The following is a 25,690-nucleotide window of genomic DNA, read 5'->3' as shown; positions in this document are numbered from 1 at the left end:
ACGACTACAAAGTTTGATCGCGGACGCATTAACGATAACATGTCGTATCGTGAACACGACCGGACGGAGTTCAAATGTGCGGCTATGCGACTAAAGTGAAGTTAGGATGGCATGATGCCGAAGATTGACGAGGGCGCTAAGCGCTGGCAGGAAGCGACCGCAGCACGCATCGGGCGCGCAGTGCGGGAGCGCCGAGCGAAACTGAAGATGTCCGTCACGCAGCTCGCGGAGGCAACCGCTGCATTGGGATATCCGATCCATCGGGTGGCCATTGGGAAGATCGAGAGCAACAATCGCCTTGGCAAGCTCGACACGTCAGAGCTAGTGATCCTTGCGAAAGCGCTTGGTGTGGAACCTCTGTCGTTGATCTACCCCGACATGATCGACGGTGAGGTCGAAGTCACGCCTAACCACCACGTGCCGTCCGTGCAAGCGGTCAAGTGGTTTTGCGGCCGCGATGAGGACGCCCACACGTCGCTGCGCACCTACTGGGATTACGAGCGCGAGCGTGAACGTCAGCGCGATTACGAGAAGCGCGGCAACACCGACGCGGCCTACGAGGTCGAGGTCCGCGCCGACGAGATCCTCGACCAGGGCCGCAGCATGTGGAGTTGGGTTGTCGATGAGTAGGCAACAGCTCCCGCCTCAAATCAAGAAAGTCGAGATCAAGCATCGACGCAGTGGAAACGCTCTGACGCGCTACGAGCTGTTCACCACTGTTGGCGACGACCCGACCACCGGCAAGCGCCGACACGTGAGACGGCGATTCAAGACTGAGCGCGAAGCCCGCGATGCCCTCGCCGAGGTTCTGCACGAAGCGTCCAGGGGCACGTTCGTGGCCCGTAGGAAACTCACCGTCGCAGAGGCCGTAGACGACTACATCGCTGCCCGTCACAATCTGCGCGCCACGTCGCTGTCGAAGCTGACCTACGACCTTGACGTGCTCAAGCAGTTCCATGGCGACATGAACCTCCAACAATTGACAAAGGCTCACATCGACCGGATGGTGCGCTCGCTTGTAGAAGGCGGGACGACCACACCAGGCAGCCCGAAGTTCCCGAAAGGCCGCACGCGCAAGCCGTGGGGACCAAAGGCCGTAAACAAAGTGATCGCCGCCACGGCCCGATTGCTCGAGGACGCACACCGCCAAGGCTTCGTGCCCCGCAACGTCGCCGTGGGCGTGACCCGCGTGGCGTCGTCTCACCAATCGCTCGACACCTTCACCCAAAGCGAGGTACAACGTCTGCTCGCTGCATTGAAGGATGACCGTCTGGCCCACGCTTGGCATTTGGCATTGTCGGGTCTGCGTCGTGGCGAGATCGCTGGGCTTCGATGGTCGGACATCGACTTCGATAGCGGCACGCTCACCATCGCCAACAATCGCGTCTCTGCTGGCGGGCGCGCGGTCGAGAACGACCCGAAATCGTTCACGTCAAGGCGCACGCTCCCGCTCCCAGAACGCCTCGTCGTCGCCCTACGTGATGCGCGCGAGCGTCAACGTCAGGAACGCATCGAGGCCGGCACTGCGTATCGCTCAGGCGCTTATGTCATCTCCAACGAGGTGGGTGATCCCTACTCGCCCGCTGTGCTATCCCGATACTGGCGCGACACGCTCGCCCGTGTGGGCATGCGACATCTGAAGCTGCACGGTGCTCGACACACCGCGGCCACGCTGATGCACCTCGATGGGGTGCCCGTCGCTGTGATCGCAGCGTGGATCGGACACAAGGACGCATCGCTCACGATGAAGCTCTACGCGCACTCCCAGGACGACGCCTTGAAGCTCGCTGCGACGTCCATTGACTACTTGCAACATTGAGCGCAACACGGAGGTTGGGGCGTCGAGCGATTGAGTGCATCACCGCAGGTAGTCGTGGAGCCGATGACGGGAATCGAACCCGCGTATTCAGCTTGGGAAGCTGATGTTCTGCCATTGAACTACATCGGCACAGTCGCCTCAGAAGGCTAGCATCCATCACCGGGCCGGCAGGCGCGCCCGGGCGGCCTGACCTCCCCCGACAACCCGGCCCAGGAGCGCGACCACGAAATCTAAGACGCCTATCTAACTATTCTCATAACGCTCAGATTTATTATTTCGTTATCGCAACGTAATGTGCTCCGGGTGGGTCGACACGAATTAGCCAGGAAGCGACGTAGACCGTCAGTGGCCCTGGCTGCGGTGCTCGCCCCCGCGGCGGTGTTCTTCGCGGTGTCCGCCGATGTCCATCCATTTGCACCGCACAACCAGGCCAAACCCGTGATCAGCGAGCCCGCCCCCTGTTGCGTGCAAATCGTGACAGCCGCGTCGAAGCGGCCCGCTAAAGGGCTGGTTGACGGCGAGCCCGCCGCGGCATCGCGCTACCACACGCGATCGCGCTTCCTGCCCGCCGGCGTCGCGCCGGAGCAGGGCCTTCAGGTCCGCACGATCTTGGTCGAGCGCAGCATCAGCGCGGAGTTCCCCCAGATCCACGAGATCGGTGGGGTGCGGCCGGATTCGCTGCCCTGGCATCCCCGGGGGTTGGCGCTCGACGTCATGATCCCCAACCCTGGCAGCGCCGAGGGCATCGCGCTGGGCGACTCGATCGTCGCCTACGTGATGCAGAACGCCACCCGGTTCGGGATCCAGGACGCGATCTGGCGGGGCGTCTACTACACACCCGGCGGAGCGCAGGCCAGCCGGCTCGGCCACTACGACCACGTGCACGTCACGACCACCGGCGGCGGATATCCGACCGGCGACGAGGTCTATCTCCGCTGAACCCGCTGCGCAGCAGATAGGCTCGTCGCGTGCTGCTCTCCGATCGCGACCTCAGGGCCGAAATCAGCGCCAGCCGGTTGGGCATCGACCCCTTCGACGACGCCCTGGTGCAGCCGTCCAGCATCGACGTTCGCCTCGACTGCATGTTCCGGGTGTTCAACAACACCCGCTACACCCACATCGACCCGGCAAAGCAGCAGGACGAGCTGACCACCCTGGTCGAGCCGGCCGAGGGGGAGCCGTTCGTGCTGCATCCCGGCGAGTTCGTGCTCGGTTCGACGCTGGAACTCATCACCTTGCCCGAGGACCTCGCGGGACGGCTGGAGGGCAAGTCGTCGCTGGGCCGCCTCGGCCTGCTGACGCACTCGACCGCCGGCTTCATCGATCCCGGCTTCAGCGGTCACATCACCCTCGAACTGTCCAATGTCGCGAACCTGCCGATCACGCTGTGGCCGGGCATGAAGATCGGGCAGCTGTGCATCTTGCGGTTGACCAGCCCGGCCGAACACCCTTACGGCAGTTCGCGAGTGGGCTCGAAGTACCAGGGCCAGCGAGGACCCACGCCGTCGCGCTCGTATCAGAACTTCATATCGTCTACATAGGTTCTGCGGGGCCCGCTTGCCCCCGTTCTGGGCGATACTTAGTTAGCCATGGTTTTTACCTCCGCCTGGCCGTGGTTCACCGCAATGCCTTTGGAGGGGTTTGTTTTGGATATCGTGCTCGGGGTGTCGATGGCACCGTCGTCGATCCAAATGGTTGTCCTGCAAGGCGAATACGCCGACGGCGCCACGGTAGAAGAGGACGCGATCGACGTCACCGGCGCCGACGACGCGGCGACCGTGAGCGCGTCCGACCGAGTGATCTCGGCGATCTTGGGCACCCGGGAGGGTGCCGCCGATGCCGGCCTCGAGCTGTCGTCCATCGGGGTGACGTGGACCGATCAGTTCGAAGCCGCCGCCTTGCGCGACGCGCTGACCGCTCACCGGCTCGACAACGTGATGCTGGTATCGGCGTTTCTCGCCGCGGCGGCACTCGCGCAAAACGTCGGCGGCGCAATGGGTTACGAACGCACCGCCGTCCTCCTGGTCGAGCCCGATACCGCCACGCTGGCCGTCGTGGAGACCTCCGACGGCTCCATCCCCGATGTGTACAAGCAGCAGATCCGTGCCGAGTCCTACGGCGCCGCCGCCGAGCAACTCAGCGGAATGGTCGCCGGGCTGGAGAAGCTGGAATACCGCCCGGACGGGCTGTTCGTGGTGGGCTCGGGCGTCGATGTCGCCTCGTTGAAGCCGGCGCTGCAGACGACGACGGCGCTCGACGTGAGCGTGGCCGAGGAGCCGGAGACGGCGCTGGCCCGCGGCGCGGCGCTGGCGTCGGCGAACGCCCCGCTGTTTGCCTCCTCGACCGCCGCGCTGGCCTATGCGCAGGACCCCGGCACCGGCGCCGTCGACCAGCACTCCCTGCCCGAGTACCTCTATGTCCCGTTCGGTCCCGACGCCGGCGACGACGAGCTCGCCTACAGCGCGGTGGCCGATGAGGACGCCGACTCGCCGACCGTGGTCATCGAACGGCTCTTCCTCCCCGAAGACAGTCAGCCGCAGCGGCGGCCGGCCCTGCTGATCGGCAGCGGGCTGGCGGTGGCGGGCATCAGCGCGGTGTTGGCGCTCGAGATCGCGCTCGCGATCGGGATCCGCACGACGGGCACCGTCGCATTGCAGCCCACCCCGAACCAGCACCTGATCGTTCCCACCGAGCAGGCGCCGGCGCCCGTGCAGGCGTCCGCGCCGGAGCCGAAGATCAGCCTGCCGGCCCCGGTGGCGGCCCCCAAGCCGTTGAACCCCCCGGTCGCGGCGCCGCTGCCCGCGCCTCCGCCGCCGGAAGCCCCTCCCGTACCGGCGGCGCCGCCGGTGGTCCCCGTTCCCGTCGTGGTTCCGCCCGTTCCCGTTCCGGTGCCGGTGCGCATCCCTGTTCCCAACCCGGTGGTAAGGCCCCCGTTGTTCGAGGCGCCGCCGCGTGTGTCAATCCCTCAACCGGCGCGGCCCCAACAGCCGGTGCAAATTCCTCAGCCGCCGACGCCCCCGAAGGTGGGCGGCACCGTTCCGCAGTCGCCACCGCATCAGACGCCTCCCGGTGAAGGCACCCCGCCCAAGCCGGGCGCTCCGGGTAACTCCGGTGGCGGTCACGTCCCGACGCCGGGTTCGGGGGGTCCCGGTGGTGGGCATATCCCGACGCCGGGTTCGGGTGGTTCCGGTGGTGGGCATGTCCCGACGCCCGGCTCGGGTGGTTCCGGTGGCGGCCACGTGCCGACGCCCGGATCAGGTGGTTCCGGTGGCGGCCACGTCCCGACGCCCGGTTCTGGAGGTGGCCACATTCCGACGCCGGGTTCGGGTGGTTCCGGCGGTGGCCATGTCCCGACCCCGGGTTCGGGTGGCGGCCACGTTCCAACGCCCGGTTCGGGCGGCGGCCATGTACCGAAGCCTGGTGGGGGAGGCCCAGGCGGACTTGGCGGCGGCCACGCTCCTGCGCCCGGCGGAGGACTCGGCGGTGGCCACGCTCCTGCGCCCGGCGGAGGACTCGGCGGCGGGCACGCTCCTGCGCCCGGCGGAGGACTCGGCGGTGGCCACGCTGCGCCGGCGCCTAAAGGCGGCGGTGGCTTCGGCGGCGGGCATAGCGGCGGTGGCCTGGGTGGCTTCGGCGGCGGCCACAGCGGCGGCGGCCTGGGCGGTTTCGGCGGTGGTCACGGTGGTGGCGGCTTCGGCGGCGGTCACGGCGGCGGTGGCGGCGGCCACAAATAGCCTCGGTTTGCCGAACCTCCCCCCACCAAGCGGCGCATGGGGCACACCTTCGGCGGTCACGGCCACCGATAACTCAGCAAGCTAGGGTGGCGTCGCGAACCCCCATGCGGCGCCGGCGCGGCTGTGCTGGCGCAGCACAGCAACCAAGCGTCTGGCGATTTGGAGGAGCGGTGGAGGTCGTACTCGGTGTGTCGATGGCACCGGAGACAGTCCGCATGGTGCTCGTCGAAGGCGCGGCCGCGGGCGGGGTGACCGTCGATCAGGACGGCTTCGATGTCGTCGGCGATCCGACCCCAGCTGCCGCCGCGGATCACGTCGTCGCGGCCATCCTCGGCACTCGCGACAGCGCGGCCCAGGGCGGTTACCAGCTCAAATCGAGCGGAGTGAGCTGGACCCACCCGGCCGAGGCGGCGGCCCTGCGAGATGTGTTGGCGGCGCGCAGGATCGAGAACGTGATGTTGGTCTCGGCGGTGATGGCCGCCGCGGCGCTGGCGCAGGCGATGGGCAGCGCAACCAACTGGGCCCGCACCGCGTTGCTGCTCGTCGAACCCACCAGCGCGACCCTCGCCGTCGTCGACACCTCCAACGGGACCGTCACCGACGTGCACCGGCACCCGCTGCCCGGCCGCGACGACGTCGCGCTGGCGAAGCTGACGGCGATGGTCTCGGGCGCCGAATCAATGCGGGCGCGGCCTGACGGGCTGTTCCTCGTCGGCTCGGACGTGGACATCCCGTTGATCAAGCCAACGCTCGAGGCCGCCACGTCGCTCTCGGTGACCACGCCCGAGGAACCCGAGATGGCCCTGGCCCGGGGTGCCTCGCTGGCCGCGGCGAACGCACGGTTGGGCGCGCCGCGGACGATCACGATGCCGTCCGCGCGGATTTCCTCGACCGAGGCGGCCGGGTCCGCCCACAACCCCGACGCGCGGGCCGCCCGGTCACGCGAGCGGCACAGCCGAAAGCCGGCGGCCACCGTCGCGCTCGTGATGACCATTTTCGTCACCGGCTTCGTCGCGTTGGCGCTCGCGCTCCTCTTCGGCCGCGATCCGGGCACGGACCAACCACCGGAGGTCAGCACGAACGTCGTCGCTCCGCAGCCCCCGTCGCCCCCGAACACCGGCCCGCGCCCTCCGTCGGCCCCTGCGCCGGCGCCGCCCGAAGCGCCGGCGCCCGAAGCGCCCCAGGCACCTGCGCCGTCCCCGCCGCAATCCGGCGACCACCCACACTGGGACGACTGGCTGCATCGCCATTTGGGGCCCGATTTCCCGGTCCCGTAACCCCGCCGCGGACGGGTCCCGGCCCACCCCCCGGCCGCCGAACACGCGTAAAATCGGGGCACTAGGGGAATAACGGTGGGGACTCAGCGATGTCACGCGCCATCATTTCGTGCGACGGCGACGCCCTCACCGCGAATGACTAGCAACCGACTATTGGAGGAGCTTTGGACACCGTACTTGGTGTGTCGATGGCGCCGACCGCAGTCCGGATGGTGCTGGTCGAGGGGGAAAACGGCGACGGTGCGACCGTCGATGAAGACAATTTCGACGTGACGACGTCCACTGACGCAGCAACTGTCACCGCCTCGGACCAGGTAGTCTCCGCCATCTTGGGGACGCGTCAGGGCGCGGCGGAGGGTGGCTACCAACTGGCGTCGACCGGGGTCACCTTCACCGACCCCGTCGAGGCGGCCGCGCTGCGCGACAAGCTCGCCGCCCACAAGGTCGAAAATGTGATGCTGGTCTCGGCCTTCCTGGCCGCGGCCGCGCTGGCCCAAGCGGTCGGCCACCGGACCAACTACGCGCAGACCGCGCTGCTCTACATCGAGCCCGACACCGCGACGCTGGCGATCGTCGACAGCGCCGACGGATCCATCGCCGACGTCCGGCGCCAAGTCCTCCCCGAAGACGACGAGGCGGCCGTCGCCGAGCTGACGCGCCTGGTCTCCGGCGCGGAGAACATGGAAAGCCGCCCGGACGCCGTGTTCGTCGTCGGCTCTGGCATCGACATCCCGCTGATCAAGCCAGCGCTGGAGGCGGCCACCACTCTGCCGTTGACGGCGGCCGAGGAACCGGAAACGGCGCTGGCCCGGGGCGCCGCGCTGGCATCGGCGCATGCTCCGCTGTTCGCGTCGTCCACCGCGGCCCTGGCGTACGCGCAGGATCCCGGCACCGGCGCGATCAATCCGCTGGCCGTGGCGCCCGGCTACTTCGACGCGCCTGGCGACGCCGGGGTAGATGCCCTGGCGTACAGCGCCGTGCCCGACGACCCCGACGACTTCTTCACCGGCTCGCAGACCGCCGCGACCGAGCTCGTCGGCGCGGACTATCGCGGGCGCAACTTCAAGTTGGTGGGCAGCGCCGTGGCGGCGGTCTTCGTCATCGGCGTGGTGGCGCTGGTCGTCTCACTGGCCATCGCCATCCGCCCGACCGCGAACGTGCGGCCCAGCCCGAACGAGAACGTCGTGGTCGCGCCGACCCGGCCCGCCCCGGCGCCCGCGGCCCCGGCTCCGGCGCCTGCCCAGGCGCCCGCGGCTCCCGCGCCCGCCCCGGAGGCCCCGGCGCCGGCGCCCGTTCCAGAGGCTCCCGCGCCGGCTCCGGCCGCTCCGGCTCCGGCCCCGGTGGCGCCCGCGCCGATCCCGGTTCCGGCGGCCCCGCCGCCCGCTCCGCCGCCGGTGGCACCCGTTCCGGTGCCGATCCCGCTGCCGATCCCAGGCATCGGCGGTCCGCCCGGTGGCGGGTGGGGCCCCGGTCACGGTGGAGGCCACGGGGACCACGACGACGGCTTCCCCGGCGGTCCGCGCGGCGGCTTCGGCGGCGGTCCGCGCGGCGGTTTCGGCGGTGGCCACGGTCACGGCGGTTTCGGCGGTGGTGGCCCACGCATCAACATTCCGGGCATCCCGGGGATTTAACAGGCCGGCAGAGCGGCGGCCACCCGTCATCTTCCGTTTGCCTCCCGCTTAGCCCGGCGACGCGGTTAGCTCATCGGGGTCGCTTACACCAGTGGTATGCGATGCACCGTGTTCGGCACGGGATACCTCGGTGCCACCCACGCGGTCGGGATGGCGGCGCTCGGACACGACGTCCTCGGGATCGACATCGACCCGGGCAAGGTGGCCAAGCTCGCCGGGGGTGACATCCCCTTTTACGAGCCAGGCTTGCGAAAGTTGTTGAACGAGAACCTGGCTGCGGGACGACTGCGGTTCACCACCGACTACGACGCGGCCGCCGACTTCGCCGACCTGCACTTCCTGGGCGTGGGCACACCGCAGAAGAAGGGCGAATACGGCGCCGATCTGCGCCACGTCTATGCCGTGATCGACGAGTTGGTGCCCCGTTTGACCAGTTCGGCGGTGTTGGTGGGCAAATCGACGGTCCCGGTGGGCACCGCGGCCGAGTTGAACCAACGCGCCGCCGCGCTGGCGCCGCGCGGGGTGGACGTCGAAATCGCCTGGAATCCGGAGTTTCTGCGCGAGGGCTACGCGGTGCAGGACACCCTGCGCCCGGACCGCATTGTGCTTGGGATACACCAGGATTCGGTGCGCGCCGAGGCCGCCGTTCGTGAGCTGTATGGCCCACTGCTGGACGCGGGGGTGCCGTTCCTGGTGACGGATCTGCAAACCGCGGAGTTGGTGAAGGTCTCCGCCAATGCCTTTCTGGCGACGAAGATCTCGTTCATCAACGCCATTTCCGAGGTGTGCGAGGCGGCCGGCGCGGACGTCAGCCTGCTGGCTGATGCGCTCGGATACGATCCCCGCATCGGACGCCAATTCCTCAACGCCGGTTTGGGTTTCGGCGGTGGCTGCCTGCCCAAGGACATCCGGGCATTCATGGCGCGCGCCGGCGAACTCGGGGCCGACCAGGCGCTGACGTTCCTGCGCGAGGTGGACAGCATCAACATGCGTCGCCGCACCCGGATGGTGGAACTGGCCAGCGCGGCGTGCGGCGGATCGCTGCTGGGCGCCAACGTCGCGGTGCTCGGCGCGGCGTTCAAACCCGAATCCGACGACGTGCGCGACTCGCCCGCCCTCAATGTGGCGGGGCAACTGCAGCTCAACGGCGCCGCGGTCAACGTCTATGACCCCAAGGCGCTGGACAACGCGCAGCGCCTGTTCCCGACCCTGAACTATGCGGTCTCGGTCGAAGAGGCCTGCGAGCGCGCGGATGCCGTGCTGGTGCTCACCGAGTGGCGGCAATTCGTCGACCTCGATCCCGACGACCTGGCCGACGGGGTGCGCGCCCGCGTCATCGTCGACGGCCGCAACTGCCTGGACACCGCCCGGTGGCAGCGGGCGGGCTGGCGGGTGTATCGGCTCGGCGCGCCGCGACCGTAGGGACACAAGAGCGGGCTTTCCTTCAGTTCGATTTCAACCCCTCTCGCGGGATCGGATCGTCGTTACCCTCAAAAGTCCGACACCGTAGGTGTTTTCACTACCGAGGGGAATCACGCGCCTTGACGACGACCGATCTGACCGCGACCGCTTCCACCAAAACCGGCATCGAGGTCATCCCCCTGTCCGGGTGGACCGGCGCCCTGATCGACGGCGTGGACATCTCCGCCCCTTTGAGCGACGCGGATAAGGATGTCATCCGCACGGCGCTGCACAAGTGGAAGGTCGTGTTCTTCCGCGATCAACAGCTCGACCATGCGGCGCAGATCGCCTTCGGCGCGCAATTCGGCAAGGTCACCGCCGCCCATCCGTACGAAGGCGATTCCGCCCCTGCGGGTTTCCCGCAGATCCACACGGTGTCGCCGGCCGCCTACGACCGCCGGTACGGATCCGAGTACCGGCACAAGGAGAATCGGAACGGGCCGAACTGGCATGCCGACGTGACGCCGCTGATCAATCCGCCGTCGCATTCGATACTGCGCGCCGAAGTGGTCCCGCCCTATGGCGGCGACACGCTGTTCACCAATGTCGCTACTGTCTACCAAGGTCTTTCACCACTGGTGCGTGGGTTCATCGACGGGCTTCGCGCCGAGCACCGGTTCGGCGCCACGCTGGCCTTCGAACGCAGCGCCGAGAAGATCGGCGAGCTGGTTCGCGGTAAGCCGTTGGCGGCAATCCATCCGGTGGTTCGGGTGCACCCCGAGACCAACGAGCGCGTGGTGTATGTCAACCAGTTCTTCACCAAGGAGATCGTCGACCTGTCCCCGCGGGAGAGTCGTCACGTCCTGGACCTGTTGTTCGAGCAGATCTCCCGCCCGGAGTATTCGGTTCGATTCAAGTGGGAGCCGGGAAGCGTTGCGTTCTGGGACAATCGGGCCACGTTGCATCTCGCGCCGCGCGACTTCGAGCATCTCGATCACGAGCGCGTGCTGCATCGGATCACGCTGGTCGGCGACATCCCGGTCGGCCCGGACGGGCGCCCATCGGAGCCGTTGGAGGGCCAGTTCTTCGGGGCCGCCTGACAGGGCGTGGACCCGACCTCACGGGCTCCGGTGCGACCACAGCAGGCCGAGCAGCCCGAACGCCGCCACCGCGGTGGTGGTCAGCGCTACCGGCCACAACGCCCCGCCCACCTGGGCGACCACCGAGGTGAGCAGCAACGGGATGAGCCCGCCGATGATGGTGGAACTCTGGCCGGACAACGACATTCCGGTGTAGCGGACCCGGGCCGGGAAGGACTCGGCGAGGTATTTGGGCAATGCGCCCCACACGACCCACATCGGCGCGCCGATCAAGGTCTCGGTGATCAGCAGCGCCGCCACAGTCGACGAGGCGGAGAGAACCGCCAGCACCCCCGCCGTCGGCAACACGAGCAATCCGAGTAGGCCTGCGCGGACCACCCGCGGCGCGCCGACCCGATCGGCGAGCCAGCCGCCCAGCAGCGTCAGCACCCAGAACACGGTGACGTGCACGGCGGAGATGCCCAGCAGCACCGAAGAGGCCGGCAGGGCAAGGCTTTTGGTGCCGTAGTCGGTGAGGAAGACGGTCTCGACGAAGAACGGGACGGTCACGCCGCCCAAATAGACCCCGAAGCAGACCAGCATGGTGCGGCCGTGCTGACGCACCGCCTCGCGCAACGGGAAACGCGACAGTTCGCCGCTGCGGCGCAGCGCGGTGAACTCCGGCGATTCCATCACCCGCAGCCGGATGAACAGGCCGACCACGCTCAGCGCGATCCCGAACAGGAACGGCACCCGCCAACCCCAAGTCACGAAACTGTGCTCGCTCAGCAACGAGGCCAGGATGAACAGCGAGCCGGTGGCCAACCCCTGGCCCAGGGTCGCCCCGGTCTGCACCAGCGATCCCCAGAAACCGCTGCGGTGTGGCGGGCTGGTCTCGGTGACCACCAGGACCGCGCCGGCCCATTCGCCGCCGAGCCCCACCCCCTGAAGAAACCGCAACAACACCAGCAGCGCGGGCGCCGACCACCCTATCGCACTGTAGCTGGGCAGCAACCCGATCAGAAACGACGGTATGCCCATGATCAAAAGCGTTGCCACCAACATCTTCTTGCGACCGAGGCGATCACCCAAGTGCCCGAAGACGACCCCGCCCAAAGGGCGGGCGACGAACCCCACCGCGAAAGTGCCAAGTGCGGCAAGCACTCCGGCCGTGGCCGAGGCGCGCGGGAAGAACAGCGGACCGAAGACCAGGGTGGCCGCGAAGCCGTAGAGGAAGAAGTCGTACCACTCCAGCACGCTGCCCGCGAGACGGGCCAGCGCCACCCGGCGCATGCCCGGGACTGGCGCCGCCTCTTCGAGCGGGGTCACCGCCCGGCTGCTTTCCTGTTCTGCGATCGTCATCGAGGTCTCCGAATGGTCGGCCGGTCAAGCTCCGCGCACCCGCGCCGGCGATCGAAATGACCGGCGCGAGTGGGGCATCGCGGCGAGTACGACCGTCCGGAGCCCCTGCCCAGTTCAGCGCCATCGGGCGCGATTGACGACGGTTGAAATCAGCTTGAAAGCAACTGATTACGCGGCACAACCCGATTTCGGAGGAACCCGGCGCCCGCCGTCCAGCGCCACAGTCATGAAATATGTTGCGGCTCTGCGCTATTGGCCGGTCCGGGCGTGCAGCATGGCTCGGGGGTATTCCCCGCCATCTCGGGAAAGGTCGATCCGAACGTGCTCGAACCCGGCCGACCGGAGCGCGTCGGCCACCGGCGCAGCGTCGGAGAGTGCGCGAAACGGCAACGCGGCGGCGACGTCGTCGGCGTAATGGTGGCTCGCCACATGCGGGTTCAGCGAGACGTCGGCGATCAGCGTCGCGTCCGGGGCCAATACCCGGCGCCACTCCGCGAAGGCCTTCTCCGGTTCGAGCAAGGTCCAGATGAAGTGCCGCGCCGTCAGCGCGTCGAAGCTGGCGTCGGGGAACGGCAGCTCTTCGGTGACACCCTCCACGAACTCGACAGTCGCGGCGGTGGCGGCGGCCTTGGCGCGGGCCCGGGCCAACATCGCCTCGGAGGCATCCATGCCGGTCACCCGGTGGCCGAGCTCGCTCAGCAACAACGCGACAAAGCCCGTGCCCGTGGCGATATCGAGCACCCGCGAACGCTCGGGGATTGCGCTGAGCGCCGCCGTCCACAGTCGACGTTCCGGCTCCGAGGAGATTCCGTGCGCGGCCCGCTGGTCATATTCCGCACCCTCGCGCTCCCAAAAAGCGCGGATTGCCGCGTGCGCGTCCGGGAGGCCCGCGCTGTCAGCAAGCACGGCACCTGGTCCATCGTCTCGTCATCGACGACAGTCTGCAGGGCGCGGGATCCCCACGGCAAGGCGAGCGTGCGCGGCCCACGCGAGTAGCCTGACCGGCGTGGACTACGCTGGCGCATTCCTCGACCAGAACCGGGCTTTCGCGGAGCTGTTCGACGGTGCCGACGAGTCGACGCCGGTGCCCACCTGCCCGGAGTGGACCCTGCGGCAGCTGTTCCGCCACGTCGGGCGCGGCGACCGCTGGGCGGCCCAGATCGTGCGCGACCGGCTCGAGAGCTACCTGGACCCCCGCACCGTGGAGGGCGGCAAGCCGCCGCCCGACCCCGCCGACGCGATCTCCTGGCTCCACGGCGGCGCCCAACGGCTGGTGGACGCCGTCGAGCTGACCGGGGTGGAGACGCCGGTCTGGACGTTCCTCGGGCCGCGCCCGGCGAACTGGTGGATCCGGCGCCGGCTGCACGAGGTGGCCGTGCACCGGGCCGACGCCGCGATCGCGCTGGGCACCGATTTCGCCCTCGAACCCGACATCGCGGCCGACGGGATCACCGAATGGCTGGAGCGGGTCGCGATCCAGGCGCGCGGCCAGGGGGCGCCGCTTCCCCTCGAGGACGGGACCACCCTGCACCTGCATGCCACCGACCCCGGCCTCGGCGAGGCCGGGGAGTGGACGGCCGCCGTCGATCAGGGCCGGGTCACGTGGTCGCACGAGCACGGCAAGGGCAGCGTGGCACTGCGCGGCGGCGCCACCGAGCTGCTGCTGGCCATTTTGCGCCGACGCCCGCTGGCCGACACGGGCGTCCAACTGTTCGGCGACGAAGCCGTGTGGGAGCGCTGGTTGGACCGTACGCCGCTCTAGCCGCGGCGCCGCACGGTAATTTGCACACCATGACCACATCGGAGATCGCCACCGTTCTGGCATGGCACGACGCCCTCAACGCCGCGGATATCGAGACCTTGGCCTCCCTGTCCAGCGACGACATCGAGATGGGCGACGCGCACGGGGCCGCACAGGGTCACGAGGCGCTGCGCAGCTGGGCCGCCTCGCACCGGCCGGCGACCGAGCTCGGCCGGATGTATGTGCACGACGGTGTCGTGGCCGTCGAACTCAAACCCGGCAGCACCGCCGATCCGGGGGCCGCCAACGACGCCGCGCTGACGTTCCGGGTGGTGCGCGACCACGTCACCTCCGTGTTCCGGCACGACAGCCTGGCGTCGGCGCTGGCGGCCACCGAGCTCACCGAATCCGACGCCGTCGACTAGGGCCAGACCAGGACCACAGGCACCAGGAGCTATCCATGCGCGGAATCATCTTGGCCGGCGGGTCGGGCACCCGCCTGCATCCGATCACCACGGGCATCAGCAAGCAGTTGCTGCCGGTCTACGACAAACCGATGGTCTACTACCCGCTGTCCACCCTGATGATGGCCGGAATCCGCGACATCCTGGTGATCACCACCCCGCATGACGCGCCGGGATTTCAGCGGCTCCTGGGAGACGGCTCGCAATTCGGCGTCAACATCACCTACGTGACACAGGACCGGCCCGACGGTCTGGCCCAGGCGTTCGTGCTGGGCGCCGACCACATCGGCAACGAGTCGGTGGCTTTGGTGTTGGGAGACAACATCTTCTACGGACCGGGACTGGGCACCAGTTTGCGCCGATTCCAAACCATAAGCGGGGGAGCAGTTTTCGCGTACTGGGTGGCCAACCCGTCGGCCTACGGTGTGGTCGAATTCAGCGACGACGGCCTGGCGCTGTCCTTGGAAGAGAAACCCAAGACACCGAAATCCAACTACGCGGTGCCGGGTTTGTACTTCTACGACAACGACGTGATCGAAATCGCCAAGGGCCTCAAGAAATCGGCGCGCGGCGAGTACGAGATCACCGAGGTCAACCAGATCTATCTCAACCGGGGCCGGCTCTCGGTCGAGGTGATGGCCCGCGGCACGGCCTGGCTGGACACGGGCACGTTCGACTCGCTTCTGGACGCCAGCGACTTCGTCCGCACGCTGGAACGACGCCAGGGTCTCAAGGTCAGCGTGCCCGAGGAGGTGGCGTGGCAGCAGGGCTGGATCACCGATGAGCAATTGGCGCAGCGCGCGCACAGCCTGCTCAAGTCCGGGTATGGCTCCTACCTGCTGAACCTGTTGGAGCGGAGCCGGTTTCACTAGGCCGGTGGCGGCGGCCCGTCCCCCGCAAGCGGGAGGTGCCCCCGGCGCGCGGCTTCAACCTATGGTGGCGACCCGCTGCGCCCGGCTTCGCCGCGCTTGCGATCGCCACGGCCGCGCTTGCGACCGTCGCTAGGCTTCGCCAGCACCGCCGCGATCCCCGTGGTCAGCGGGACCGACAGCGCCAACGCCATCCCGCCCACCGCCGAGCGGGCGATCTCGATGGCCACGCTCTCCCCGGTCAGCACGTCCGTCAGCGAGCGGTTGGCGACGCTGAACAGCAGCAGCAGCGGCAGCGAACTGCCCGCGTAGGCCAGCACCAGCGTGTAGACCGTGCTGGCGATGTGATCGCGCCCCACCCGGATGGCGCCCACGAAGATCGCCCTCCGCGAGCCCCCGAGGCGGGCGAGCTCGAACACCGTCGAGGACTGGGTCACCGTCACATCGTTGAGCACACCCAGCGACCCGATGATGAAACCGGCCAGCAGCAGGCCACCGATCGACACGTTGCCCAGGTACGCGCTGACGGTGGTGTTCTGCTCGTCCGACAGACCGGTGAGTTGCGCCAATTGTATTGCCGCCCAAGATAATCCGGCTGCGAGCAGCAGAGCCGACAGGGTGCCCAGCAGCGCGGCACTGGTCCGCAGGCTGACCCCGTGGGCCAGATAGATGACCGCGTAGAGGATCGCCGCCGACGCCACCAGCGCCACCGGCACCGCGGGGGCGCCGTCCCGCAGGGCCGGCAGCAGAAACATGACCAGCACCACGAACGCGACCAGGATGCCCACCAGCGCGAGCAGCCCGCGCCAGCGCGCCACGGCCACGATCACCACCGCGAACGCGATCGCCAAACCGACCAGCGCCCAACCCCGTTCGAAGTCGTAGAACGCGTAGCTGGTGGCGCCCTGGTCGTCGACCTGGCGCACGACCCGAATGCGGTCGCCCACCGCGAATTTCGGTTGACCCGGCCCGGGGGAGGACTCGAGCAGGGTGGTGGCGCCCGCGTTCGGCCCGGAATCGACGGCGACCTGGGTCAACACGCAGCGCCCGGCGCCGGGCGCGGCGGGCTGGGGCGGGCCGGTGAGGACCTGACTGACCGACGGGCTGCCGCAGTCGCCCAACCCGCTGGACAGCACGTGCCCGGCCTGCGTGCTCACCGCGCCGCCGGACGCGTTCTGCAGCGGCATCGGGATGTCGACGCGCTGCCGACTGGGCCACAACAGGATCGCGCCGACGGCCACCGCCACACCGATCGCGACCAGCAGCCCGACGACGATCCTGGCGGGCAACGGATCGATGCCGGACGGGCCCGGTGGCAGGCTGTGCGAGTGGGAGTGCGTCACCCGGTCGAGCGTAGAGGCGGTTTCCTGGGTGCTTACTGGCGATAGGCGACGAGGAAGTTGCCCAGCCGCTCGATGGCCGCCGCCAGATCGCGGGCCCACGGCAGGGTCACGATGCGCAGGTGATCCGGTGCGGGCCAATTGAAGCCGGTGCCCTGGGTGACCAGAATCTTCTCCTGCAGCAGCAAATCGAGGACGAGCTGCTCGTCGTCGTCGATGTCGTAGACCTCGGGGTCCAGACGCGGGAAGGCGTAGAGAGCGCCGTCCGGCTTGACGCAGGACACCCCCGGAATCTCGTTGAGCTTGGTCCAGGCGACGTCGCGCTGCTCGAGCAGCCGGCCGCCGGGCAGGACGAGGTCGTCGATGCTCTGGTAGCCGCCGAGGGCGACCTGGATCGCGTGCTGCGCCGGGACATTGGGGCACAGCCGCATGTTTGCCAGCAAGTTGATCCCCTCGATGAAGCTGCCGGCGTGGTCCTTGGGCCCGGTGATCGCCAGCCAGCCGGCCCGATACCCGGCCACGCGGTAGGCCTTGGACAGCCCGTTGAACGTCAGGCACAACATGTCCGGCGCCAGCGAGGCCAGGTTGATGTGCTTGGCGTCGCCGTAGAGGATCTTGTCGTAGATCTCGTCGGCGAGCAGCAGCAGCTCGTGCTTGCGTGCCAATTCGACGATCTGCGTGAGCACTTCGCTGGTGTACACCGCGCCGGTCGGGTTGTTCGGGTTGATCACCACCAGCGCCTTGGTGCGGTCGGTGATCTTGGACTCCATGTCGGCGATGTCGGGCTGCCAGCCCTGCGTCTCGTCGCACAGGTAGTGCACCGGGGTGCCGCCCGCCAGCGACGTCGACGCCGTCCACAGCGGGTAGTCGGGTGACGGGATCAGCACCTCGTCACCGTTGTCGAGCAGGGCCTGCAGCGTCATCGTGATCAGCTCGGAGACCCCGTTGCCCAGGTAGACGTCGTCGACGTCGAAGCGGGGGAATCCGTCGACCAACTCGTAGCGGGTGACCACCGCGCGGCGGGCCGGCAGTATGCCCTGCGAGTCGGAGTAACCCTGCGCGTACGGGAGGGCCTGGATCATGTCGCGCATGATCACGTCGGGCGCCTCGAAGCCGAACGGCGCCGGGTTGCCGATGTTGAGCTTGAGGATGCGATGACCCTCGGCCTCCAGCCGCGCGGCCTGCTGATGTACCGGGCCGCGGATCTCGTACAGGACGTCCTGAAGCTTCGACGACTGCGCGAAAGTGCGCTGCTGCCGGTGGTGGGCCGACGGGTGCGGTGGCAGCTGATGGGGCAGCTGGTGGGTGGTCACATCACCAATGGTGCCATCACTGTCCACTGAAATTTGCTGTCAAGCGCAAAAATCGCAGGTCAGCGCTTGCCCGGGGGACGCGCCCCGCGGGCGATGCCCAGGCCTTTGACCGGCGGCTGCGACGATGCGTCGTCGCCGTCGGCCTGCTTTGCCGGCTCCGCTTTCGGTGCCGGTTCTGCCTGCGCCTGTTCGGCGGGCTGGGCTTCTGCTTTCGGTGCCTCGGCCTTCGGGGCCGCCTTCTTCGCGCCGGGTCGTTTGGCGCCCGCGGCGATCCCCAGGCCCTTCACCGGCGCGGCGGGCGCCTTGGCCTCGGTCTTCGCTTCCGGTGCCTCTTCCGCCTCGGCCTCGGGCGCTTCGGCCTTGGGGGCCTCAGCCTTCGGGGCCGCCTTCTTCGCGCCGGGTCGCTTGGCGCCCGCGGCCAGGCCCAAGCCCTTCACGGGCGCGGCGGGTGCCTTGGCCTCGGTCTCGGCGTCGGGCGCGGCCGCCTCGGCAGGTGCCTCGGCCTTGGCCGGTGCCGCCTTCTTGGCCCCGGGCTTCTTGGCGCCGCCCGCGATGCCCAGCCCCTTGACCGGCGCCGCCGCTTCGGCCTTGCCTTCGCTGCCTTCGGTGGCGGGCGCCGCCTTCTTGGCCCCGGGCTTCTTGGCGCCGCCGGCGATCCCCAGCCCCTTGACGGGAGCGGCGGGTGCGGCCGCGGCCTTCGGGGCCGCCTCGGCGGGCGCCTCCTCGGCCTCTTCGGCTGGAGCGGTCGCCGTGGCCGTCGCGGCCTTGGGCGCCGCGGCCGCCCGCTTTTCGGCTTCCTTGGCGGCCGTGCCCTTTTCGGGCAGCGTCGCCTTGTCGTACTCGAGGGACGCGAGCAGGATCTGGGCGACGTCGAGCACCTCGACGCCGCTGCGCCCGGCCTCCTCCTGCCGGTCGTTGACACCGTCGGTGACCATCACCCGGCAGAACGGGCACGCGGTGGCGATGGTGGTGGCCCCGGTGGCCAGCGCCTCGTCGACGCGCTCGTGGTTGATCCGCTTGCCGATGTGCTCTTCCATCCACATCCGCGCGCCGCCGGCGCCGCAGCAGAAGCTGCGCTCGGCGTGCCGCGGCATCTCGGTCAGGTTCGCCCCGGAGGTCCCGATCAGCTCACGCGGCGCCTCGTAGACCTTGTTGTGCCGGCCCAGGTAGCAGGGGTCGTGGTAGGTGATGTCCTGGGACACCGGCGTCACCGGCACCAGCCTGTTGTCCCGGACCAGCCGGTTGAGCAGCTGGGTGTGGTGCAGCACCGAGTAGTTCGCGCCGAGCTGGCGGTACTCGCGGCCCAGGGTGTTGAAGCAGTGCGGGCAGGTCACCACGATCTTGCGGTCGACGGTCTCGGTGCCCTCGAACAGCCCGTCCAGGGTTTCGACGGCCTGCTGCGCCAGCTGCTGGAACAGGAACTCGTTGCCCGAGCGGCGCGCGGAGTCGCCGTTGCAGGACTCGCCGGTGCCGAGCACCAGGTATTTCACCCCGGCGATGGCCAGCAGCTCGGCGACGGCCTTGGTGGTCTTCTTGGCCTTGTCGTCGTAGGCGCCGGCGCACCCGACCCAGAACAGGTACTCGTAGCCGTCGAAGCTGTCGACGTCCTCGCCGTAGACCGGCACGTCGAAGTCGACCTCGTCGATCCAGTTGGTGCGGTCCGACGCGTTCTGGCCCCACGGGTTGCCCTTGGTTTCCAGGTTCTTGAACAGCACCGACAGTTCCGACGGGAACTCGGACTCCATCATCACCTGGTAGCGGCGCATGTCGATGATGTGATCGACGTGCTCGATGTCCACCGGGCACTGCTCGACGCAGGCGCCGCAGGACACGCAGGACCACAGCACGTCGGGGTCGATGACGCCGCCCTGCTCCTCGGTGCCGACCAGCGGCCGGGTGGCCTGCTCCGGGCCCGAGCCCATGACGCGGCCGAAGCCCGACTCGGGAACGTGGTGGGCCTCGGCGTGCTCTTCGCCGGACAGCTCCTCGCCGAGCCCGCCCGCCGGCGTGCTCTCCAGCGGGCTCTCCTTGTCCCCCAGGATGTAGGGCGCCTTGGCCATCCAGTGGTCGCGCAGGTCCATGATGACGAGCTTGGGGGACAGCGGCTTGCCGGTGTTCCACGCCGGGCACTGCGACTGGCAGCGCCCGCACTCGGTACAGGTGGCGAAGTCCAGCATGGCCTTCCAGCTGAAGTCCTCGACCTTGCCGCGCCCGAATGTCGCGTCGTCGGGCGGGTTTTCGAAGTCGATCGGCTTGCCGTCGTGCTCGAGCGGCAGCAGCGGGCCGAGACCGTCGGGCAGCCGCTTGAAGATGACGTTGATCGGCGCAGTGAAGATGTGCATGTGCTTGGAGTGCAGCACGATGATCAGGAACGCCAGCATGACCGCGATGTGCAGCAGCAGGGCCACCGTTTCGATGATCTCGTTGGCGGGCTGCCCCAGCGGCCGCAGGATCGCGCCGAACAGTTGCGACAGGAAGGCCCCGTTGCCGTAGGGCAGCGTGCCGTTGTTGACCGCGGATCCGCGCACCAGCACGTAGGTCCACACGACGTTGAAGATCATGAACAGCACCAGCCAGGCGCCGCCGGTGTGCGAGCCGTAGAACCGGGATGAGCGGCCGATCTCCTTCGGGCTGCGCATCAACCGGATGACCGCGAAGGTGGCGATGCCGAGGAAGACCGCCGTGGCGAAGAAGTCCTGCAGGAAGCCCAGCGCGTCCCACCGCCCGATGAACGGGATGTGGAAGTTGTCCTGGAACAGCAGCCCGTAGGCCTCGATGTAGACCGTGAGCAGGATGAAGAAGCCCCACATCGTGAAGAAGTGCGCCAGGCCGGGGATCGACCACTTCAACAGCTTGCGCTGCCCGAAGACCTCGGAGAGCTCGGCCCAGATTCGTTTGCCGGGTTCGTCGGTGTGCCCCGGGGCCGGCTTGCCGGACGTGATCAGCTTGAACAGCCACAGGACCCGTCGTGCGGCGAGCGCGGCCACGACCAGCGTCATGCCCATGCCCACGACCAGCCTGATGAGCATCTGCGTTGTCACAGAAGGTCTCCCCAATGCATCGATAATTCGGCCTGTGCTTTATTTGCCTGCTTAAGCCCCGCTCATAGTTACATCTTCGCGGCTTTCGGCGCGAGAAAGGCTGCCCTAACTTCGGGTTCGTCGGTGCCTCTGGCCTGCTCGTTGATACCCGCTCGCCGGGTGTGACGTTTGTCGGAGTGACCAGCGCCACCAAATTTCGTTAAATGACCCTTTTCGGAGCCCTTTTCCGGCCAGACGCAATCGTTCGCGTCAGCGCCCGAATGGGGGTTGGAAGATCGGCGGCAGGGGTCGCACCCGGGTGGTCGTCGTCGGCGCCGCGGACGTGGTGGTCGCCTGCGATGTCGTGGTGGGCGGCGCGGTGGTGGTCGTCGTGGTGCTCGGCGGGGGTGTCGTCGTCGTGGTCGACGGCTCCTGCGGCGGTGTCGTGGTGGTCGTGGTGGCCGGCGCCTCGCTGGACGGTGGCGGCGGAGCCGGAACGACGGTGACGGTGGTGCTGTCGTCCGGCCCGGTGATGGTCACCGTCTGCGGCGGCGGCGGTGGACTGGACGGCGACTTCGGGGGGGCCGGGGTGGACTTCGTCATCAACAGGCCGATCGCCAGTGCCGCAGCGACCAGCACCGCCACCCCCGCCCCAACGACGGTCAACACCAGCGCCGTGCGCTTGTACCAGGGCAGCCCGCCCTGCTCGGCGTACTCGAATTCCCGTGCCTCGCTGGCATATTCGCCGGTTGCGTCGCGGCCGGTATAGGGCACCGGCTCGTAGGAGTCGGCGTCTTGCGACCACGCCAGGGCGTCGTCCACATCGGTGGCCTGGGCGGCCCACGCGGCCTGGGTGGCCCCGATTCCCGCGGTGCCGACCATTTCGGTCGGCGTCTCCACGGCGCCCCCCGCTGCGTACTGCGCACCGAGCGCCGCGGCGCCGAGTGCGGCGAGTGACGCCGGCTGCGCCGCGCTGCGGACCGGGACCCCGAAGCGCTGCGACAACCGCGCGGTGATCAGCGGGATGCTTGCACCGCCGCCGACGATCGCCACGGCGCGCAGGTTGGTGTTCGGAATTCCGTTGCGCCGCAAGGTGTCTTGCAGCGAGGTGACAAACCGGTCCAGCGGTGGGGAGATCAGTTGCTCGAACTCGGTGCGGGTCAGTTGGGCGGCCTCCCCGGACGCCCCCGCGACGGTGCTCACCGCGGCGGTCGACAGTTGTTCCTTGGCGCGCCGGCAGGCGGCCAGCAGGCGGGTCTGCGATCCCATCCGCGCGCCGCCGCCCAGGACGGCGGTGCTGACATCGGAGGCCAGCAGGTGATCGACGATGAGCGCATCGATCGCGTCGCCGGAGAAGTCGGTGTGCCGCATGGCCGGGGCGACGGGCGCAAAGCCGGCATTGGCGTCCAGCACCGTGACGGTGGTGCCGCCGGCGCCGAAGTCGCACAGCGCGACCACGCCGTCGCCCGGAAATCCCGGCGTGCCTCGCAGGGCCGCGACCGCGGCCGTGGCGTCGGAAACCAGCATCGGCGCGGCCCCGCCGCGCGCGAGGTCGGACTGGGCGAAGAACTCCTCGCGCAGCGCCGTGAACTGTTCGTCGGACCAGTAGGCGGGGACCGCGATGCTGATCGGTGTTCCGTAGCCGACCGAGCGGGCCATCGCCTCGATCGCCTCGACCGTCAGCGCCGCGCCCAGGTACTTGGTGCCGTCGGCCGCCACCAACGGCGCGCGGTCGCCCACCCGCTCGACGAAGCCGCGCAGCACCAGGCCGGGTGTGGTCAGGTTCGGGTTCTCTTCCGGCAGGCCAACTTCGGTGGGACGGTGCTCGAACAGGGTGACCACCGAGCTGCGGGTGACCGGGGCGCTGCCGGCGCGGGCCGCCACCAGATTGGCCACCCCGATCGATAGCCCGAGCGACTGGCTCATGTCCGCACCCCTGTGTCAGTAGTCCCGTGGATTGCAGCGAGTCTAGGGCGCCGCCGGCGCCGCGTCGCCGAGCGTGATCGGCCTGCCGCCGACTCGCTAACGCAGGCCCGGCGGAACCGTGATGACCGTCGGCACCTGCGGAATGGTGATCACCGGCGGCAGCTGCGGCAGATGGTGGCGATGCGTGGGCTGCTGCGTTTGTTGCCCGGTGGGCTGCTGCTGCGTCGGCTGCTGGGCCGGCGGCTGCTCTTCGGCGCTGCTGCTGGACTCGGTGGTGGTCGTCGTGGTCGTGGTGGTCGTCGGCGTCGTTGTTGTCGTTGTCGTGGTGGTGCTCGTCGTCGACTTGGGGACGTGGTTGACGGATTGGTCGTCGTGAATGAGCTCGATGATGCCGAACACGATCAGGCCGATCAGGATGACGACGGAGATCAGCCAGGCGATGAGCATCGCGGGCTTGCGGTACCAGGGCGTCGGCTCGGGCTCCTGGTCGAACGGGTCGATGCCGCGGGGCTGCTCGAACCCGTGGGGCGGCTGGGGCGGGAAATTCGGTGGCGGGACTTCACCGGTCGGCGGCTCGCTCATGCCGAAGTCGGCATGCTGCGTCGGCCGATTGTGGAAGCCATCGCGTGGACCGTTGGATGCCACGGCACCGATGGTACTGACCGCACCTGCCAGCCTGCTGATGCCAACCCCTAAGGGGGCGGTCGCGTCGCTCAGAAGGAGGGGTGCGGGTGCCCACACAGAGCGTGCACTCAGGGTCCACAGCCTACCGCCAGACTGTGGCGCTCAACACACCCGCAACACCATTTCCGGCCGAATGATATTGCAGTTCAGCACAATTCGACCGCCCCATCGCTTTTGACTTACAAACATATTCGTGACAGTCTCTTTTCCCGAATCGATGTGGAAGTCGAACGGCAAGCCCACATCGAGCGCGGCGCCTCCCGGGCCTGGGCAGGCCGGCGAGTAAGCCGCCAGCGACCAACACGTACCCGCCGTCACAGCAGCGACGCCCGGTATGGCATCGGGTCCTAGCGCCGCGGCGAGCGGCCATGCAATCCGAGCGCAGGGTAGGGAGGCGATCACGATGCCCGGCCGGCCCGCCCATGCGCCCCGGGTTCGTCGTCTGAGCTACAACGATCGGTCCTGCTAATGGCCGCCGATCCCACAGACCGCGAATGGTGGTCAGAAGCCGGCGATGACGCCCCGACCGCGGCGAACGGGCGGCATCGCGAGGCGGAATTGCGCGATGGGACCGACCCGGCAAAGTGCGCAGATGCGGCTCACGAGGAAGCGTCGCACGGTGCAGCCGGCGCCGGCGCGGAGGCGGGAAACCAACTGACGAGCGCCGTGGTCGTCATCGCCCTCGTCTCGGCGATCTCGGGCATGCTCTACGGCTACAACACCGGTGTCATCTCCTGGGCCCTATTGCTGCTCACCGAGGAGTTCAACATCACCGCGGCCTGGAAGCAGGTGGTCGCCGCCAGCATCCTGCTCGGCGCCATCATCGGGGCATTGGCGTGCAGCTGGCTTTCCGATCGGTTCGGCCGCCGCGGCACCCTGTTGATGCTGTCGGTGGTGTTCATCGTCGGCGCGCTGTGGTGTGCCGACGCGCCGGATGTCGTGGTGCTGTCGCTGGGAAGGCTGGTCCTGGGCTTCGCGGTCGGCGGGGCGACGCAGACCGCACCGATGTATGTTGCCGAGCTTTCGCCGACGGCCTACCGGGGGCGGTTGGTGCTGTGCTTCCAAATCGCCATCGGGGTGGGCATCCTGGTCGCCAACCTCGTCGGGATCTCCGACTCGGTCTCCTGGCGGGGGCCGACCGGGATCGCGTGCGTCCCCGCCGCGATCATGTTGTGGCTGTTGCTGCGCCTACCGGAAAGTCCGCGCTGGCTGGTCAAGCGAGGCGATCGAAACGCTGCACGAGCCGTGTTGGAGCGGGTCCGGCCCGACGGCTACGACGTGGGTGCCGAGCTGGACGAGGCGACCGAACTCGCGCGCATGGAACGCCAGGCCACTACCCGCGGGTGGGCTGGGCTGCGCGACGCGTGGGTGCGTCCGGCGCTGGTGCTGGGTTGTGGCATCGCGGTGTTCACTCAGCTCAGCGGCATCGAGATGATCATCTATTACGCGCCGACCATATTGACCAACAGCGGTGTGTACAGGTCCATGGCTCTGCTGGTGTCGCTGGCGTTGGGTGCGACGTACGTGATCGCCCAACTGGTTGGGTTGGCCATTATCGACCGGGTCGGCCGGCGCCGGCTCACCCTCATCATGGTGCCGGGTGCAGCGATCAGCCTGTTCGCGCTCGGCCTGCTCTTCGTCACCGCCGACAGCGGTCACGATGTGATCGCCCAGATCATGATCTGCCTGATCGCCTTCATGGTGTTCAACGCCGGCGGCCTGCAGCTGATGGGATGGCTGACCGGCTCGGAGACCTATCCGCTGGCGGTGCGACCGGAGGGCACCGCCGTGCATTCGGCGACGCTGTGGGGGACCAACCTGCTCATCACGCTGACGCTGCTGTCGCTCATCAATGCGATCGGGCCCGGCCCCTCGATGTGGCTCTACGCGCTGTTCAACGTGGCGGCGTGGATCTTCGTGTTCTTCCGCATGCCCGACCTCACCGGTAAAAGCTTGGAGGAAATCGAAAAGAATCTGGCGGAGGGGAAATTTCGACCTTCAGACTTCTCGCGATGACGAATTCAGTTGCG

20 protein-coding genes and 1 tRNA gene are annotated in these 25,690 nt (G+C 68.5%); 13 read left to right on the top strand and 8 right to left on the bottom strand.

The window, feature by feature from the left end; translation table 11 throughout:
* Positions 1–114 precede the first annotated feature (114 nt).
* Together K883_RS26240 and K883_RS06700 are read left to right on the top strand one after the other, a co-directional pair.
* Positions 115–630 carry a helix-turn-helix domain-containing protein gene (locus K883_RS26240; protein ID WP_218917175.1) on the top strand — a complete coding sequence of 172 codons (516 nt, stop codon included), beginning with the start codon at positions 115–117 and terminating at the stop codon, positions 628–630.
* Complete coding sequence (locus tag K883_RS06700; RefSeq protein ID WP_036454076.1) at positions 623–1,819, top strand: site-specific integrase; 1,197 nt, start codon at positions 623–625, stop codon at positions 1,817–1,819. The genes K883_RS26240 and K883_RS06700 overlap by 8 nt, the downstream gene beginning before the upstream one ends.
* A 55-nt stretch (positions 1,820–1,874) precedes the next feature.
* On the opposite strand, the gene K883_RS06695 is transcribed toward K883_RS06700, so the two are convergent.
* Positions 1,875–1,948: transfer RNA gene (locus tag K883_RS06695), tRNA-Gly, on the bottom strand.
* A 174-nt stretch (positions 1,949–2,122) separates the two neighbouring features.
* Here K883_RS06695 and K883_RS06690 point away from each other — a divergent pair.
* The 7 genes from K883_RS06690 to K883_RS06660 all read left to right on the top strand — a co-directional run bounded on the left by K883_RS06690 (position 2,123) and on the right by K883_RS06660 (position 10,962).
* Complete coding sequence (locus tag K883_RS06690; RefSeq protein ID WP_179300167.1) at positions 2,123–2,758, top strand: hypothetical protein; 636 nt, start codon at positions 2,123–2,125, stop codon at positions 2,756–2,758.
* Positions 2,759–2,787: 29 nt separating this feature from the next.
* Positions 2,788–3,360 carry a dCTP deaminase gene (gene dcd, locus K883_RS06685; RefSeq protein ID WP_036454075.1) on the top strand — a complete coding sequence of 191 codons (573 nt, stop codon included), beginning with the start codon at positions 2,788–2,790 and terminating at the stop codon, positions 3,358–3,360.
* A 48-nt stretch (positions 3,361–3,408) separates the two neighbouring features.
* Positions 3,409–5,553 carry a DUF7159 family protein gene (locus K883_RS06680; RefSeq protein WP_051701146.1) on the top strand — a complete coding sequence of 715 codons (2,145 nt, stop codon included), beginning with the start codon at positions 3,409–3,411 and terminating at the stop codon, positions 5,551–5,553.
* Between the two features lie 170 nt (positions 5,554–5,723).
* On the top strand, positions 5,724–6,830 hold the full coding sequence (locus K883_RS06675) for a DUF7159 family protein (protein ID WP_036454072.1): 1,107 nt from the start codon (positions 5,724–5,726) through the stop codon (positions 6,828–6,830).
* A gap of 188 nt (positions 6,831–7,018) precedes the next feature.
* A complete protein-coding gene (locus tag K883_RS06670) occupies positions 7,019–8,461 on the top strand; it encodes a DUF7159 family protein (RefSeq protein ID WP_231504807.1) in 1,443 nt (480 codons plus the stop codon).
* A gap of 96 nt (positions 8,462–8,557) precedes the next feature.
* Entirely contained in the window at positions 8,558–9,883 is a 1,326-nt protein-coding gene (locus K883_RS06665) for a UDP-glucose dehydrogenase family protein (RefSeq protein ID WP_036454069.1), read from the top strand.
* Between the two features lie 119 nt (positions 9,884–10,002).
* On the top strand, positions 10,003–10,962 hold the full coding sequence (locus tag K883_RS06660; RefSeq protein WP_020823711.1) for a TauD/TfdA dioxygenase family protein: 960 nt from the start codon (positions 10,003–10,005) through the stop codon (positions 10,960–10,962).
* A gap of 18 nt (positions 10,963–10,980) precedes the next feature.
* Here K883_RS06660 and K883_RS06655 read toward each other — a convergent pair whose 3' ends face one another.
* Together K883_RS06655 and K883_RS06650 are read right to left on the bottom strand one after the other, a co-directional pair.
* Positions 10,981–12,303, bottom strand: a complete 1,323-nt coding sequence (locus K883_RS06655; protein ID WP_020823710.1) for an MFS transporter — start codon at positions 12,301–12,303, stop codon at positions 10,981–10,983.
* A gap of 249 nt (positions 12,304–12,552) precedes the next feature.
* Positions 12,553–13,209: a class I SAM-dependent methyltransferase gene (locus K883_RS06650; RefSeq protein WP_036454068.1), complete on the bottom strand. Its 657-nt coding sequence runs from the start codon at positions 13,207–13,209 to the stop codon at positions 12,553–12,555.
* A gap of 100 nt (positions 13,210–13,309) precedes the next feature.
* Here K883_RS06650 and K883_RS06645 point away from each other — a divergent pair, with 100 nt between their 5' ends.
* From K883_RS06645 to rfbA, 3 genes are read left to right on the top strand one after another with little or no spacing between them, the layout of a single operon-like run.
* Positions 13,310–14,065 carry a maleylpyruvate isomerase family mycothiol-dependent enzyme gene (locus tag K883_RS06645; RefSeq protein ID WP_020823708.1) on the top strand — a complete coding sequence of 252 codons (756 nt, stop codon included), beginning with the start codon at positions 13,310–13,312 and terminating at the stop codon, positions 14,063–14,065.
* A gap of 29 nt (positions 14,066–14,094) precedes the next feature.
* Complete coding sequence (locus K883_RS06640) at positions 14,095–14,469, top strand: nuclear transport factor 2 family protein (RefSeq protein WP_020823707.1); 375 nt, start codon at positions 14,095–14,097, stop codon at positions 14,467–14,469.
* 35 nt (positions 14,470–14,504) lie between these two features.
* Complete coding sequence (gene rfbA / locus K883_RS06635; RefSeq protein ID WP_008261569.1) at positions 14,505–15,380, top strand: glucose-1-phosphate thymidylyltransferase RfbA; 876 nt, start codon at positions 14,505–14,507, stop codon at positions 15,378–15,380.
* Positions 15,381–15,439: 59 nt separating this feature from the next.
* On the opposite strand, the gene K883_RS06630 is transcribed toward rfbA, so the two are convergent.
* From K883_RS06630 to K883_RS06610, 5 genes are all read right to left on the bottom strand, one after another.
* Entirely contained in the window at positions 15,440–16,720 is a 1,281-nt protein-coding gene (locus K883_RS06630) for a YibE/F family protein (RefSeq protein ID WP_020823706.1), read from the bottom strand.
* Between the two features lie 32 nt (positions 16,721–16,752).
* Positions 16,753–18,057, bottom strand: coding sequence for a pyridoxal phosphate-dependent aminotransferase (locus tag K883_RS06625; RefSeq protein WP_008261567.1), 1,305 nt, complete (start codon positions 18,055–18,057; stop codon positions 16,753–16,755).
* A gap of 32 nt (positions 18,058–18,089) precedes the next feature.
* Entirely contained in the window at positions 18,090–21,071 is a 2,982-nt protein-coding gene (locus tag K883_RS06620; protein ID WP_036454066.1) for a (Fe-S)-binding protein, read from the bottom strand.
* Positions 21,072–21,320: 249 nt separating this feature from the next.
* Complete coding sequence (locus K883_RS06615) at positions 21,321–22,976, bottom strand: Hsp70 family protein (RefSeq protein ID WP_020823704.1); 1,656 nt, start codon at positions 22,974–22,976, stop codon at positions 21,321–21,323.
* Between the two features lie 96 nt (positions 22,977–23,072).
* Positions 23,073–23,621 (bottom strand): hypothetical protein, encoded by a 549-nt coding sequence (locus K883_RS06610; protein WP_020823703.1) that lies wholly within the window; start codon positions 23,619–23,621, stop codon positions 23,073–23,075.
* Positions 23,622–24,326: 705 nt separating this feature from the next.
* Here K883_RS06610 and K883_RS06605 point away from each other — a divergent pair.
* Positions 24,327–25,676 (top strand): sugar porter family MFS transporter, encoded by a 1,350-nt coding sequence (locus K883_RS06605; protein ID WP_179945085.1) that lies wholly within the window; start codon positions 24,327–24,329, stop codon positions 25,674–25,676.
* Positions 25,677–25,690 lie beyond the last annotated feature (14 nt).

Origin of the sequence: Mycobacterium sp. TKK-01-0059 (assembly GCF_000709305.1) — a bacterium.
Classification (GTDB): domain Bacteria; phylum Actinomycetota; class Actinomycetes; order Mycobacteriales; family Mycobacteriaceae; genus Mycobacterium; species Mycobacterium intracellulare.
Note: the sequence above shows the minus strand (reverse complement) of the source record. Positions and strands in the feature narration are given on the sequence as shown.